Origin of the sequence: Vibrio sp. 10N.222.55.A1, from assembly GCF_041473835.1 — a bacterium.
Classification (GTDB): Bacteria; Pseudomonadota; Gammaproteobacteria; order Enterobacterales; family Vibrionaceae; genus Vibrio; species Vibrio crassostreae_C.
In genome coordinates this window covers 87,607-102,299 of the sequence record NZ_JBFRSX010000035.1, presented here as the reverse complement: position 1 = coordinate 102,299, position 14,693 = coordinate 87,607, and the positions used below count along the sequence as shown (strand labels likewise).

Annotated in this window: 14 protein-coding genes; 5 read left to right on the top strand and 9 right to left on the bottom strand. The window is 43.8% G+C overall.

Annotated features, from left to right (window positions below; translation table 11 throughout):
* Positions 1-18: 18 nt before the first annotated feature.
* A complete protein-coding gene (locus tag AB4493_RS11885; protein ID WP_017059531.1) occupies positions 19-1,044 on the bottom strand; it encodes a DMT family transporter in 1,026 nt (341 codons plus the stop codon).
* A gap of 91 nt (positions 1,045-1,135) precedes the next feature.
* Between AB4493_RS11885 and AB4493_RS11880 the strand changes: the two genes are divergently transcribed.
* Positions 1,136-2,101 (top strand): LysR substrate-binding domain-containing protein, encoded by a 966-nt coding sequence (locus AB4493_RS11880; protein ID WP_372155019.1) that lies wholly within the window; start codon positions 1,136-1,138, stop codon positions 2,099-2,101.
* A gap of 36 nt (positions 2,102-2,137) precedes the next feature.
* Positions 2,138-2,458 carry a heavy metal-binding domain-containing protein gene (locus tag AB4493_RS11875; RefSeq protein WP_004730185.1) on the top strand — a complete coding sequence of 107 codons (321 nt, stop codon included), beginning with the start codon at positions 2,138-2,140 and terminating at the stop codon, positions 2,456-2,458.
* 147 nt (positions 2,459-2,605) lie between these two features.
* Here the strand turns inward: AB4493_RS11875 and AB4493_RS11870 are convergent, their stop codons facing one another.
* Together AB4493_RS11870 and AB4493_RS11865 are read right to left on the bottom strand one after the other, a co-directional pair.
* Positions 2,606-3,862 carry a peptidoglycan DD-metalloendopeptidase family protein gene (locus AB4493_RS11870; protein ID WP_372155017.1) on the bottom strand — a complete coding sequence of 419 codons (1,257 nt, stop codon included), beginning with the start codon at positions 3,860-3,862 and terminating at the stop codon, positions 2,606-2,608.
* Positions 3,863-4,023: 161 nt separating this feature from the next.
* Positions 4,024-4,863, bottom strand: coding sequence for a tetratricopeptide repeat protein (locus tag AB4493_RS11865; protein ID WP_017067625.1), 840 nt, complete (start codon positions 4,861-4,863; stop codon positions 4,024-4,026).
* Between the two features lie 276 nt (positions 4,864-5,139).
* On the opposite strand from AB4493_RS11865, the gene AB4493_RS11860 reads away from it, so the two are divergent.
* Positions 5,140-5,655 carry a cytochrome b gene (locus AB4493_RS11860; protein ID WP_082151303.1) on the top strand — a complete coding sequence of 172 codons (516 nt, stop codon included), beginning with the start codon at positions 5,140-5,142 and terminating at the stop codon, positions 5,653-5,655.
* Between the two features lie 77 nt (positions 5,656-5,732).
* Here the strand turns inward: AB4493_RS11860 and AB4493_RS11855 are convergent, their stop codons facing one another.
* The 5 genes from AB4493_RS11855 to AB4493_RS11835 form a co-directional block, all read right to left on the bottom strand.
* The gene (locus tag AB4493_RS11855) at positions 5,733-6,167 is read right to left on the bottom strand and encodes a hypothetical protein (RefSeq protein WP_017059526.1); all 435 of its coding nucleotides are present in this window, start codon (positions 6,165-6,167) and stop codon (positions 5,733-5,735) included.
* A gap of 74 nt (positions 6,168-6,241) precedes the next feature.
* The gene (locus tag AB4493_RS11850; protein ID WP_017067627.1) at positions 6,242-6,508 is read right to left on the bottom strand and encodes a hypothetical protein; all 267 of its coding nucleotides are present in this window, start codon (positions 6,506-6,508) and stop codon (positions 6,242-6,244) included.
* 235 nt (positions 6,509-6,743) lie between these two features.
* Positions 6,744-8,528, bottom strand: coding sequence for an ABC transporter ATP-binding protein (locus AB4493_RS11845; protein WP_017064807.1), 1,785 nt, complete (start codon positions 8,526-8,528; stop codon positions 6,744-6,746).
* Complete coding sequence (locus tag AB4493_RS11840; RefSeq protein ID WP_102332038.1) at positions 8,522-10,285, bottom strand: ABC transporter ATP-binding protein; 1,764 nt, start codon at positions 10,283-10,285, stop codon at positions 8,522-8,524. Before AB4493_RS11840 ends, AB4493_RS11845 begins: the two co-directional genes overlap by 7 nt.
* 228 nt (positions 10,286-10,513) lie before the next feature.
* Positions 10,514-11,032 (bottom strand): NUDIX hydrolase, encoded by a 519-nt coding sequence (locus tag AB4493_RS11835; RefSeq protein ID WP_017059522.1) that lies wholly within the window; start codon positions 11,030-11,032, stop codon positions 10,514-10,516.
* Between the two features lie 302 nt (positions 11,033-11,334).
* Between AB4493_RS11835 and AB4493_RS11830 the strand changes: the two genes are divergently transcribed.
* Positions 11,335-11,595 carry a DUF333 domain-containing protein gene (locus AB4493_RS11830; RefSeq protein ID WP_017059521.1) on the top strand — a complete coding sequence of 87 codons (261 nt, stop codon included), beginning with the start codon at positions 11,335-11,337 and terminating at the stop codon, positions 11,593-11,595.
* Between the two features lie 166 nt (positions 11,596-11,761).
* Here AB4493_RS11830 and AB4493_RS11825 read toward each other — a convergent pair whose 3' ends face one another.
* Positions 11,762-12,640: a YdcF family protein gene (locus AB4493_RS11825; RefSeq protein WP_017064809.1), complete on the bottom strand. Its 879-nt coding sequence runs from the start codon at positions 12,638-12,640 to the stop codon at positions 11,762-11,764.
* A 356-nt stretch (positions 12,641-12,996) separates the two neighbouring features.
* Between AB4493_RS11825 and AB4493_RS11820 the strand changes: the two genes are divergently transcribed.
* On the top strand, positions 12,997-14,367 hold the full coding sequence (locus AB4493_RS11820) for an L-serine ammonia-lyase (protein ID WP_017059518.1): 1,371 nt from the start codon (positions 12,997-12,999) through the stop codon (positions 14,365-14,367).
* The last annotated feature ends 326 nt before the right edge of the window (positions 14,368-14,693 follow it).

The window sequence follows — 14,693 nt, the reverse complement described above, 5'->3', positions numbered from 1 at the left end:
TAAGCCATAACTCAATGGTTAGCTTTTAGCTGCCGAGTCCAATACCGCAACGTCCACTACAGTCGCTACAGCCACTGTGGTGTGCGGTTTTTGTTTGGCTTTCGCCTTGCTGTGTCTTTTTGCCAGCAATGTATTGGTGATGCTCGCCACGACAATCAGGTTAATGCCAATCATCTGCTGTGTAGAAAACACATCATCAAAGAACAAGCCCTGCCAAAGCGCGCTAAACAGCATGTTAGTAAAAATCAGAGGTGCCAACTGGGAGCCACTGTCTGCAAGCTTATACGCCTTGGAACGGAAGATTTGGGTATTGATGGTAAACAGTGCAAGACCAAGTGATCCGAGAACAATCCAGCGTAAATCGTCAAAAGACAGCAACGCCGACAAGGTTCCTTTCTCTGCACTTTCAAGTACATCAGGCACCGCAGAAACAGAAGTAAACACCACCATTGGTATCACAATAATTGCCGCAACTAAAAAGGTCCACGCGTTAAGCTCTGCTGGTGTCAGGCTAGTTTTAGACGCTCGGTACAAACTCACTTGCGAGCCAGAATTAAATACCCCCGCGAGAAGTCCAAGCAGAAGCGCAGGTCTAAAGAACTCAGAACCCAACTCAAACTGCGACCAATCCCCCGCCATCATCACTACGCCAACAAAAGTGACAGCTAAACACACGATCGTCGTTGTATGAATCTTGGTTCTAAATATTAACTTTTCTAACAATGGAATAAACAGAGGACCCGTACTGAATAACACAACCCCTTCAACCAGCGTTAAGGTTTGCAGTGAAGTAAGGAAACACCACTGACACGCCACCATAAAGATCGCTCGCATCACCAAAGGTTTCCACATTTCTCGTGTCGGCTTGCTGATTTTGTAAAAAGTCAGGAAAAGAAATAAAAACAGACTGGGTAACAAAAAACGCACAAAACTGAGTAACGAAGTGGGCATCACTTCAGATAGATACTTGGCCATCAAGCCACTTAAAGACAAACTGAACGTCGACAACAACATGAAAGTCGTCGCCTTGGTAATATCAGACATAATTATCACCTCCTATGGCACCTATTTTAGAGGCGTGACGTGATGAAAAATAGCGAGTAATATTAACTATAACTGTAAGGAAAACTTACCAATGAAAAAACTCGTTCCGCTTAAATCCGTTTATGCTTTCATTGCTGTGGCTGAAACTGGCAGCATGACCGACGCCGCTCGGGTGCTGTACGTCAGTCACTCTGCGGTAAGCCAAGCTATCAAGTCACTGGAGCAACTGGTCAACAAACCGCTGTTTCAACGTGTAGGTCGCCGTGTTGTGCTAAATGCCGCAGGTAAGCGATATTATCGAAAGGTCGCGCCAGCACTGGAACAAGTAATAGAAGCCACAGAAGAATTGGCAAAAACGCCTAACGATCACCGTATCACGCTCAACATGGTGAACTCACTCGCGATGCACTGGTGGATTCCCCGTGTCCCCGATTTCCAAGCTTTTGCTCCCTCACTCGATATTCGTATTTCCACCTTAACTGGCCCTTTCGATATCGAGCAGGAAGGGGTCGATGTTGCGCTTGTACATGGCAAACCCAACGAGTGGGAACAATATTACAGCGAGAAACTGGGCGACGATGATCTGGTCTTGGTGTGTAGCCCTACGATATTAAAAAACCAGACCGGATTGAGCGTCGAACAACTCGTCAAACAAAACCCGACCATTGGCGTTTTTAACCTCAGGCGGCAACACGACTGGCAAGTGTGGTGCGACAATTACCAAATCCCAATGCCCACATTCCATAGCAATTTGACGTTCGATGTCTCCATTCAAGCGGTGCAAGCTTCAATTCGTTCGTTAGGCGTACTAGTAACGCATCGCTTGTTTGTGAAAGATGATATCAGCCATGGGATGCTTGTCGAATTGGGTAAACCGGTTGCTAACCCGCACCAAGATTTTTACTTTGTTTGCCCAAAAAACAAATTAAAACAAGAAAGTGTGCTAAAACTGAGAACATGGTTAAGACATGAATTCACACGCTCAGAGACAACACTGGACGGTGACGCTCAAGAGCAAGACCAAGACCAAGACCAAGACCAAACTATCGACCAATAAGCGAGTAACAGCTCAGCAAGCTTACAAGAGGCCATTATGATTATTACCACCACACAATCAGTCGAAGGCAAACGCATTGTCGATTACAAAGGGGTTATTGCCGGAGAAGCCATTCTAGGGGTGAACGTTTTCAAAGATATGTTTTCAGGAATTCGTGACTTTGTGGGTGGACGTTCTGGCACCTACGAGAAAGAACTGGAAAAAGCACGTAACTACGCGTTCAAAGAGTTAGAACAGAAAGCGATTGAAGCGGGTGCCAACGCGGTGGTGGGTGTCGACATCGATTATGAAGTCTTGGGTACAGGTAATGGCATGTTGATGGTGTCTGCTAGTGGCACTGCGGTGGTGGTTGCTTAGCCAGTGGCAAACCCATCGCTCAATAGCTCTATCCATCGAATAACGGATTCATTCGCTTAATCGTGTGATTCTCTAAAAATGCCCCTTAGCTAAATCGCTAACTAAGGGGCGTTATTGTATTCGCTGCCAAACTAGACTTGAATATCTCTAACTCGCACGATCTTCTGGCTCAGAAATCATGGCATCAAAAGAGGCAATTCGAGCCAAAAACTCTTTTCTATCTTTAGGCATAATTGAGCTTGCCATTGGTAAGTTCGCCTTCATCGCATCGACGGCGCGACCACGAACCAATACCTCAAAGTGCAAGTGCGGGCCAGTAATACGACCAGTAGCACCCGATAGCGCAATTTTCTGACCTCGCTTAATTTGCTGACCTTTCTTAACTAAGAAGCGGCTCAAGTGAAGATAACGCGTCGTATATACGCTGTTGTGTTCAATCACCAAATATTTACCAGCATACGGGTGGTCACGAAGTGCCACCACTCGACCATCACCAGTTGAGTAGATAGGTGAACCAACAGATGTCGCAAAGTCGGTACCATTGTGCGGTGAGATTCGCCCAGTTACTGGGTGTCTTCGTGTCGGATTGAACGAAGAAGTGATTCTTCGGAATTTTCTGTCGACTGGGTATCTATCAAAGGCTTGCTCTAGACTATTTCCCTCTCTGTCATAAAAAAGACCATCTGGTGCTAGAAAAGCTGCGACTTCTCGGTTTCTTAATTGAATTGAGATACCTTGAATTTCTGTTTTACCCGTTAGGTGATCATCCGTGTACTGCTCTTTGACCAATACATTGAAGCTATCACCAGCTCTCAGCTCTCGAGCGAAGTTGACTTTGTCTTTTAGTGTGCGGGTGATATTGGCTATCTGGTTAGTAGTTAACCCCGCTTTGTAGGCTGACGTTGAAAAGCTACCATGCACACTGCCAGCATAAAGTTTTTCCTTCCACTCGCCTGGTATCTCATGGAACTGATAGCTGAAGCTTCCATCATCATTTCGAGTAAAGGCTGCTTGCTCAACCAGACTTTCGTGAAAGACCAACTCTACGAGCTGTTTGGACTCACCATCGACAAGCAGCTCTAAGTGGTCACCAGGTTTTATCGTATCGAGTTTCAAAGATTCAAGATCCGCTTCCATGATCTTATGAACCGTTTCATAAGGCAGATTCCATGACTCGAATATGTTACTGAGGGTATCGCCAACTTTCACAAAATAATGGACCTTAACCAAAGAGTTGGGAGTCGCTTGCGAGTCGATGACTTCCTTATCATTAGGTTGAGAACCTTGGTAAGGTGTTATTTTGATAGAGATTTCTGGTGCTGGTTTGGAGTGAAAAGAGAGCAAAGCAGCAAGGGAAAATGCGCTGATCGCAGTAACGATCAGACCAATACGGAGGAACTTCATAAAATACTTAGCGGTTATAACGAGGAACTTAGAAAGTGTTATAACATAACAATTAAATCAAAAAAATAAATGAAATGTAAGAAACCATAGCGCGATAGGTGTGAAAGTATGGTGAGCATGCAAAGCCCACCACCTTAGTTAACACGGATCTTTACCTCATATTACTCTTCACGAAGTACTTCGAAGCGTTCTAAGCCTCGCAGCATCTCAAAGTCCGGCTCTTCAGTTAGCAGCTCTCTCATGGACCCACTGGCTTCAATAGCGCGCTCTAAGTCATCGATAGCTTGACCTTCTGCCCCTAATCGAGCATAGGCGCAAGCACGTTGATACAAGGCATGAGCATTTTGGTCATCGACTTCTAATACACGGTTACAAAGACTCATTGCCCAGTGGTATTCCTGTATATCCATAGCAGCGTCAGCTTTGGCAGTAAGTGCTTCTAAATCTCCAGGACGAACCTTCAGTATTTCATCGTAGATTTCAATTTTTTGCTCTGCCGTTTGTGCGTTCTGTGCTCTCAACCATAGGTTATGAATCTCATTGATAATTTCAATTTCGCGGTTGTTGTCGGAAATGATTCTGGTCTTGCGCTTAAGATCCCGTTCAAGAACATTAAACTTCTTCTCATAGTCTTGAGCGATAGAATTAAGTCGCTTATCAGCCATGTCTTGAGTTGTGTGTTTAAGCTCTTTGATGGATTGCCAACCCACCAGCGCGATAAGAGAGGCCACACCAGCAATAATGTAGAAGAAGTAGGTTACGGTTACATTGGCGTAATTCAGAGACTTGTCTGCCACAGTCAGTTCCCGGTCAGTCATCTGAATGGTCAAGCGTCTTTCAAGATCCTGCTGTTCCATTCGAAGCTGCTTCAACTCATCCAAGATATAGCGTTCCATCAGCGGTCTATCCAAATACTCTTGTTCCGAGTACTTAACATCTTCGCTTGCAAAACTCATCGTGCTGAACACCGAGATAACTGCAACCAATAAGATTCGAAGCATTATACATTCCTTATATGTTTATATTTAGACTAACTGTATCTCGTAATAGGCATACAAGCTAGGAAGTCGACAAGTTTGCTATGTCCATATTGGAATTAACACTCTAAAACATCATTGATAATTATAAAACACCTGAAGCAACATCATTAATTTCTAAATTATAAAAATACCGCGTAATACTGTTCTATATGATTAATTCGCGATGCGAATATACCGAAAAATGGTTTATTGCATCGAGATGAATCTTATATTAATAACGATCAGAACGAGGTTAATTTGAATAATCCACGATACGATTTAGTAAGCCGTGTACTGCACTGGGTAATGGCTTCTGTAATCATCTATGCAACGATCGCAGGGTATGTGATGCACTATGTCACCAGTCATCCAGAGCTGTTTTCTTTTCTGTCAGTGCTCAACATGTCATTGGCGACCGTTGCGACGCCACTGCTTGTGGTTCGTTATATCTGGAGCCACTTTCGCTCGTCGCCAAGCATGCCAACCTCTGTGCCTGAAGGGCAAAAATGCGTTGCCAAGCTTGCACACTCTTTGATGTATCTTGTGATGTTTATGGTTTTCAGCACCGGCTACTTAATGCTAAAAGAACCGTACTCTTTATTTTGGTTAGTGAGCGTAAATAATCTAATTACCGACTCTGCAATCAACGGCTTCTTTTTCTATTTACATCGTGCCAGTTGTATTGCCCTAGCCTGTTTAATTGTGCTGCATATCAGTGCCGCACTTAAACATCACTTTGTCTCTAGGAACTATGTATTGAAGATGATGCTCTAGATTCAGAGAATTCAACACGGTTTGCACAAACAAAAAAGCCATAGCATGTTCGCTATGGCTTTCTTATTTCAATTTGATTACTTGGTTTGAGTATCAATCATCACTTGCCAATATTCGCATTTGGCTAAGAACTCTTTTAAATAAAGCTCTGGGTTAGCAAGCTTCTCACCGCCTTTCACATCAGCGCCAGTCACTCGCCAAAAGCCACGAGTAACAAGATTTCTGTGGTAGATAAAATCGTTAAGTTCGTTTGTTTTTAACGGAAGCTGCTCACCAAAGGTTTGTTCGTACAAGATCAACGTAGCAGCTTGCTCGCTTGGTTTCTCTCTTAGAAAGGTATACAAGTCCAAATCGAGTGGCTGTTGTGCTTCTTTCGGCAACGCTTTAGCTAATTTAGAGATCACACTGAACAGAGCCAACTCAACTTTTTGAGACGCTAATAACGATGCACCTAAAAGCGCATGTTCATTGGAAATGTGTTGTTCTGTTGATGAAACGGTTGCTGTTGTCACTGTGTTAACCTCAAATAATCATAACGGGTGTTACTGAACTGGATAGAGTCTTTTCACTAAGCTGAATCTTGCAGCTAAGCAGAGTCTTTTAGCAGAACACGGTCAGCATCAATAATGGTGAAGCCTGATGCATCTTCGTTCTTTTCGACTTGCACTAAACCTTTAAAACCAATCTGCGACAGCTTCTTCGCAAGTTGATCTGGTGCTGTTTCAAAAACAACATTCATAAAAGGTAAAGACTCAGTATCAACAAAACCATGCTCGTTAAACAGTTCCATTGCTTGAGATAAATGGTCTGAGTCGGTTAATTCGATAATTTCTACAACTTCTTCCAACAACATTTTCGATTCCATATTCGCCAGAAAGTGACTGACACAAGCCGGTTCTTTTTGCTTGCATACATCCCGATGCCCTAAGACACCCCTTTAGTAGTAGGGAGATCATAACATATTAATAATCGTAAAATATGTTTTATTTTCCCTAAGCTACTGGGAATACTAGAAAAGAATAGAAATTGGTGAAACATAAGCAACACCAATTCATAGTATCGATAACGGTAAACCTGATTTGAGGTGATCAGGCAACCGTTACTTGAGAATCGCCCGTTTCTACAATCGATTCTTGTAACAAGCCAGCATAAATACCATTGTGTGCCACCAGCTGTTGATGATTACCTTGCTCAACAATTTCACCCTTTTCCAACACCAAAATCGTATCTGAGTGACGAACGGTACTCAAACGGTGTGCAATCGCAATCACAGTTTTTTCCTTGAAAAGGCGCTGCATTGCTTTTTGAATCAGGTCTTCGGTGATTGAATCTACCGAACTGGTCGCCTCGTCAAGCATCATCAATTGACCACCCTGTGCAACCGCTCTAGCGAACGAGATAAGCTGCGTTTGCCCTACAGACAAGTTGGAGCCGTTCTTTTCCAAGTGGAAGTCATAACCTTGTGGCAATTGTTCAATAAACTTATCGGCATAAACATAGCGCGCCGCCTGTTCAACCTCAGTTCTAGATAGATGCGTTTTGCCCAGCGCGATATTGAATTGAATGGTCTCTTCAAATAAGTGCACGTCTTGCATCATCATTGAGAACAAATGAGCAGAGTCTTCACTTGAGATCTGTGACAGCTCTATTCCATTCAACAAAATGCTGCCTTCATAATCTTGGTAGGTTTTAGAGATCAGACGCAGAATCGTCGACTTGCCCGAACCCGTCGAACCCACAAGGGCGATTTGATGCCCTTTCTCCAATACAAACGAGACATTCTTTAGAACGTAGGGAGAGTCGTCTTTGTAGCGGAAGCTTACGTTCTTAAACTCTAGGCTCACAAACTGTTCAAGCTGTTTCTCAACCTTGTTAGATGGCAGCAGGTTACGCCCTTCCTCTTCAGTCGGCTCAACAAACAGTTCTTCAATATGGTCAAACGCTGCAAATGAACTCTGAATCGAAGCGATCTGCGAAGTAAAGTCTCGGATCGGAACAAACACTTTCTCTAAAGTATTGATGAACGCAATCAGCACACCCAAGGTGAGCGCTCCTTCTATCACTTGCTCAGAGCCATACCAGATCATAATCGCGATAGTGATTGAAGTGATGCCGGAGATAAACGAGAACAAAATCGCATCGTATTTATTGATCTTCTTCTGCGCTCTTAAAAACTCATCGGTATAGCCTTGGTAGCGTTGCTCGACTTGCTCTTCCGCTCTGTACATCTGAACGGTTTTCATGCCAAATAAGACTTCTTGTAAAAAGCCAATACCGCGAGCCAACGAAGAACGAGTCACCTTATAGAGTGCACGAAGTCGGTTTCGTACATAAACCGTCAAATACATCACTGGTGGCATAATGATCAATACAATCATCGTTAACTGCCAATCAATAAAGAACATCATCACTAACAGAGCAATGGTATTGATGCTGTCTTTAACTAGCCCGACAACCGACTGAACAAACGTCTCGCCGATGGTTTCCAAATCACTGGTTAATCGTGAAAGCGTTACGCCAATCGGTGTGTTATCAAAATAGCTGCGTGGCAGTTTGAGCACGCGAGCAAACAACACTGAGCGCATGTCAGTTATCGTGTATTGCCCGGTTTTACGTAGGTTGTACGAATAGGTGGTATCCACCACATAGCTCGCCACCAGCACGGCAACGAGATAGAAGACGTACTCGAGCAGTCCATCCATATCCCCGTGACTCAGGTGAACATCGATCACTTGAATGATCAGCCAAGGGAACAACAAGCTCGTGATGACAGAAAGAGGAAGCATAGCGATGCCCAGAATCGCAGAGCCTTTGTATTTCTTAGCAAACTTAAAAAAGTGCTTGAGGTACTTGAGATCAACACGTTTTAACATGCTGCTGCCTCCGTTTCATTCTGCTGTAGTTGCCATGTATCGTAATAGTAATCACAGGTTTTCAATAACGTGGCGTGGTCGCCCTTCGCGATCACTTTACCTTCGTTCAACACGATGACTTCATCCATATATTCAAGGGCATTAACGCGGTGTGAAACTACAAGAACCGATTGATTTTCCAAACGTTTAAACAAACCTTCCAAGATCTTACGTTCTGTTTCATAGTCGACAGCCGATAGAACGTTATCCATGATGATCAGGTCGGTGGGTTGCAATAAAGCACGCGCAATACTTAAGCGCTGCTTCTGACCACCTGACAACATGATCCCTTTCTCACCGACTAAGGTTTGATCGCCGTGTTCAAAACGTGTCACATCACTAGCCAACTGGCTGAGCTCTAGCACTTCATCAACCTGACTCTTTGCCAAATCGGTATCTAGGCTACCAAAGCGGATATTGTCTTCGACGGTTGCTGAAAACAGGTAAGGGTCTTGAGTCACGGTTTTCACGTAACGGCGTAAGTCACTGCGTGAGAAGCTAGTGACATCTCTTTCACCAAGGAAAACAGAACCTTGTGGTACATCCAAGTGGTGGTTTAAGCAGTTCACTAATGTCGTTTTACCCGCTCCGATCCCGCCTAACACACCCACTTTCTTACCTGTTGGAATATCAAAGCTGATGTCATCGAGAATCACGCGTTCTTCACCTGAATAGCTGAAGCTGAGGTTGCGAACAGAAAACGTTTTTCCCTTCAGTGATTCAACATCTAGTTCAGTCAGCTTATCTTCATCAAGCTCCGGGACTTTGGCATTAAGAATGGTTTGTGCACTTTGAATACCTACCATGCCACGCTGATAAATGGTCGCGATTCTGCCAAGTTGCATCAATGGCATAGCGAGCAAAACCGAGTAAGTCAGAAAGGCGGTAATCTCACCAAGTGTGAGTTCCTGTCTCATTAACATGTAGCCACCAAGCCCAAGAATGATGATTTTCATCAGGTCATTGGCGTAGTCGAGTACCGGCATAAAGAAGACTTGAATGCGTGTAATTTTAAGGCGGCATTCAAGCAATAACTGGTTCAGCTTTTCAGTTTCGGCTTTCACCCAAGGTGACATCTGCTGGCTCTTAATGAGATCAATCCCAGACAGGTAACTCATTAGTTGAGCAGACAGATTTTGTAGGCGCTTCATGTGCTCTAAATGCAGTATTTTCATACGCTTGAAGCCCACACGGAAAATCACAAAAGCGATTGAGATAGGAATGATCGAATACAGTGTGAGTTCTGGCGATATGCGCCACATGTAAAGAGGCGTCAACGACAACGCAAGCAAGGCATTGAAGAACTGCAAGAAGCCGACACCAAACAGCAGTCGAATGCCACTAAGGTCATTGTTGATAATCGAGATCAGTCGACCCGAAGCAAAGCGTTCGTGAAAGCTGCTCGGTAAGCGATTCAACTTTTGTAGAAGTGTACTTTTAAGTGCGGCCTCTGTAATTCGCCCCGGATTAAGCGCATAGATACGAGACAGAATTCTCACCACCACCATGGCAACCGACATCCCGACCACAATCCAAACATAGGTTTGAAGCTGTTGGTGGCCAGTTGAAGAGGCATCATCAATCAAATCTATCGCCAATTGGATATAACGAGGGATCTCTACTTGTAACCAGTTGACGAGAAAGATGAACACAATCGCCAATAAGTACGAGGTGCGATTCATGCGTAGATAATGGGCAATAAACTGTCTTTTATTCATAGTATTCTTTGTTTAGGGCAGGCTCACAGCGAGATTTAACGATATAACCGGGCAGTTAAGCTAGATAGGTTCATCGCTGAGGTAAAGATACATCAAAAACACTTAGTTGACAATATCAACCATATTCAATAATTAGTTTCAGGTATTAAGTTTTAGCATTGCTAGAAACAACTTTGCCGCCAAAAGTGGCGGCAAATAAATAGCTTAGCAGGCTAGTATTGATAACGGCTAAAGCATCTCTTTGGCAATCAAATGCAGCAAAAAGGTTTCACGTTCAATACTCATGCCCTTCTTAGGGCTCTCTGCCATGGTCTTTTCGTTATGAGCGATCGCTTCATGGATATTCATCCACACCGGTTTCATCCCGTTTTTCACTTCATAATCTTCGTAAGCCGTTTCACCAAGCTCACGATCGATCTTGCATGAGTAGCAGTAAGAAATCATGTGCATCATGTCTGCATCGTCTTTGTACCAAGGACGAAACTCTTCAAAAATGCCGAACGGCTTGATGCTATGGATATTCTTCGCGCCAGTCTCTTCTTCGAGTTCACGAACCATACCTGCGATCACATCTTCCCCTTCATCCAAACCACCACCAGGAATGGTGTAGTCGTGATAACGCTCTGTATACAGCATCAGAATGTCTTCACCATCTAACACAATGGCACGGGCAGCGTTGCGCTTATAGACCGTTTTATTGTCTAGATGGTCGATATCAGGATGGATGGTTGTTTTTAGGTGTCTCATGATTCTGACTGCTCTACTGAATTTGGCGGCATCATATCATAATCATCAATAGATTCGAGGTTCACAACCGCTAACCAGAACGGATCGGACGGGGATATTCCTACGGTAACTTGAATCCACTTAGCTTGATCTAACACTCAAAAAGTCGTTAAACATGAAGAAATATCAACCTATTTCAATATCTTGACCAAATTAGGACAACCTTTTCTGAAATCTAAAATATACTAATTTCATAGAGCTTCTCATTTGGTTCTGTAGAACTTAACGCATTCGATTATAGAGTTATCACGTAGGAGATAGACATGAAGAAAATTGGTTTGATGGCTGTATGTGCCGTTGTATTAGGCGGTTGTGCAAACGACTATGCAGAATATAGCGAGGGCCAACGTGTTTCAGTCGCTAACCCAGCAGCGGTTTATTGTGTTCAACAGGACGGTGAATTAGACACGGTTACTGAAAACAATCAGCGTACAACTTACTGTGTATTCGATGACGGCGAGCGCATTGAACAGTGGGAGTACTACCGCAATAACCATGAGCAAGATTCAGAAAACCAAAGTTAATCACTGTAAAAAAACACATGAGCCTTCTGGCACAATGTTATGGGCGATGATTACGTTCGAGCGGTTAAAAACATCGCTGAAGAAAGCACTAAGCTTCTAGCTTACTGTCTGATTGCCTTTGCGAGTTTAAAGACCGTTATTGGCATCACGAGAAAGAAATAATCACCTATCGCCACCAGCGATGTGTGTGATCCGATTCCGGATCTAAATAACGATTCAATAAAGTCAGGTTAGTATCTAGTAGAGCTAGGTATTCCCTGACTTTTTTTACATCGGTACCCACTGAAGTCTGCTGGATACAGCGCTCCAATGCTGGGAGTAAACTCTCCACAATGTCAAAGTCAGATGAACGTCCAACGAGCTCTTTGGCAGTAATCAATGCTTCCAAAGACAGTCTTTCTGGCTCTCGTCTAACCAACTCTAAATCTCGCTTAAATGCGCCCGCACAAACACCTTCAAGATAAACTCGGTAGGTCGTCAGTACGTCCATCAACAGAAACAATTGCCCCTGAGCACTTTGATGTGGGTATGGCACCGCAACATGAGCCTCCAACCTGCGATCTATTTGCTGCTCTACCCCAAGTGCGGAACACTTCTCGATGAGAACTTTAAGCAAACCTTGCTCGCCCATGAGCGATTGAATCTCGAATATACGTTGTAAATGGTAGTCATTCGAAACGAATGTCACTTGCACACTTTGCCCGCGAGTAAACAGCCCGCTTGCAATCATCTCTGAGGCCAAGTTCTGTATGTTCTCGACAGTGTTGGTCGAGTGCTGCTCGAGCAAAATCGCCCCTAAAGAAAACGGATGTTCACGCTGCTTTTCAAGCTTTCTAAAGTACTGGTGCATCGCGTCGGCTTCAGACAGTGTTTGCCCTTTTGTTAGCCCACCACAAAATGCTACCGCAGTTTGCTGATTCGACTCTTCTACCAAAGGCTCCGCCAGATACTCAACCAAAGCATCAACTCGACTGATTCCTTCATCAGTCAATTTATTCTCATTAAGTCGCTTACCCAGCACAATAAGGAGGTGATTAATGCTCATTTTATGTTCAAGTCTCGTTTTGGGGATTAGATGGAGTGAATTATGTATACAATACTTGTTAACAAAAGTATTTTGAAATTCTTATATGTTGCTCGCAATAATGCTCACTATTGATAGCGACATCTTAGGTAATACAAGAATAAACGTGTCGCTTTACAGCAAACATAGCACGCTCTTGTATTTCATCGCTCTATGCTTGTTAGCACTAGTCGATAAAAGAGCCCTTTCAATCAATGAATACGCTCTATCGCATAGCTGTTTCACCCACAGAACAGGTTCACTCAAAGAAGTGCAACTAACCAAATACAAATTTTACACAGAGTTCGTCCATCGAACCGTCTTCACAGGAAGTTACTATGCTGTCTATTTTTGATATCTACAAAATTGGGGTTGGACCATCCAGCTCCCACACAAATGGACCAATGATCGCTGGGTTTAACTTTACCCAAAAAATTGATGCTCAGCTTAAGCAAGTGAAGCGTATTCAAATCGACTTATACGGCTCGTTATCATTGACGGGTATTGGTCACCACACAGACAGAGCAACCTTGTTAGGTTTGCTAGGTAACCGCCCCGACACCATTAAAATCACCAGTGCTAACCAAGCAATGCGTAAGGCGATTGAAGATAAATCTCTATTGGTTAGCGGTAACCATGAAATTTATTTCGATGTAGAAAGCGATCTGCTCTTCCACAAGACCAACCTTCCGCTGCATGAAAATGGTATGACTATCTCTGCCTTTAACGAAAGCGGCAGCCTTCTGGATATGGAAACCTACTACTCGATTGGTGGTGGCTTTATCGCAACCGCTGATGAGCTACAAAACGGCAAACAGGAAGCAGAAACTCAAGTTGAGTTCCCTTTCTCTTCTGCTGATCAGTTGCTTGAACTATCCGAACAACAAGGACTGAGCCTTGGTGGCTTAATTCTACGTAACGAAGTTTCATTCCAAGGTATGGATGTGATTGACCAGAAAGCCGACCAAATTTGGAAGGTGATGTCTCTGTGTATGCAGCGTGGCTTTGACACGGAAGGCATCCTTGATGGCGGCCTAGAAGTCACTCGTCGAGCACCTGCTCTGCTTAAAAAGCTTGAAGCGAATGCCTCGATTGAAAACGATCCAATGGAGATCATGGATTGGATTAACCTATTTGCCTTTGCCGTGAGTGAAGAGAATGCAGCGGGCGGTCAGGTCGTTACATCACCTACCAACGGTGCAGCTGGGGTTATTCCTGCGGTATTGATGTACTACCATCGTTTCATCAAGGAGCTAGACACCAAGCAGCTTAAAGACTTCTTGGCAGTCTCTGGCGCAATCGGCATCTTATACAAAACCAACGCTTCGATTTCTGGCGCAGAGGTAGGTTGTCAGGGTGAAGTCGGCGTTTCTTCATCAATGGCCGCAGCAGGCCTAACTGCCCTACGTGGTGGTAGCAACGAACAGATTTGTATTGCCGCTGAGATCGCGATGGAACACTCACTGGGCATGACATGCGACCCAATCGGCGGACTAGTACAGGTACCATGTATCGAACGTAACGCAATGGGTGCAATGAAAGCGATCAATGCATCGCGCATGGCATTGAAACGTACCAGCAAGTGTCTTATCTCGTTAGACAAGGTTATCGAGACCATGTACCAAACAGGTAAAGACATGAACAAGAAGTACCGTGAAACTTCTCTAGGCGGCCTAGCCGTGATCCACATGGCACCACCTTGTGAATAAAAGACAGGAACACGAGTGGAGAAAGCCTCTATAGAGACAGCATTCTTGTAAACTTAGTTTTCAATATCTCAACAAAGCCAGCCACCAAGCTGGCTTTTTTATTGGCTAAAGCCCAACAGCTAATTGAAAGTGATACTCACTCAAAATAACTTACAGAATGACTACCTCTAACTTTCCCTTTATTAGTTCATTACTTAGCCACAAATGATGATGGCTAAATTTCATACCGCCATGCATCCACTTGCAAAATCTAACGTTGCAAATCTCATTCATGAGAAATATGAATGCACTCATAAGAAAAGATATATCGAGTAAAGTTCTGCTTG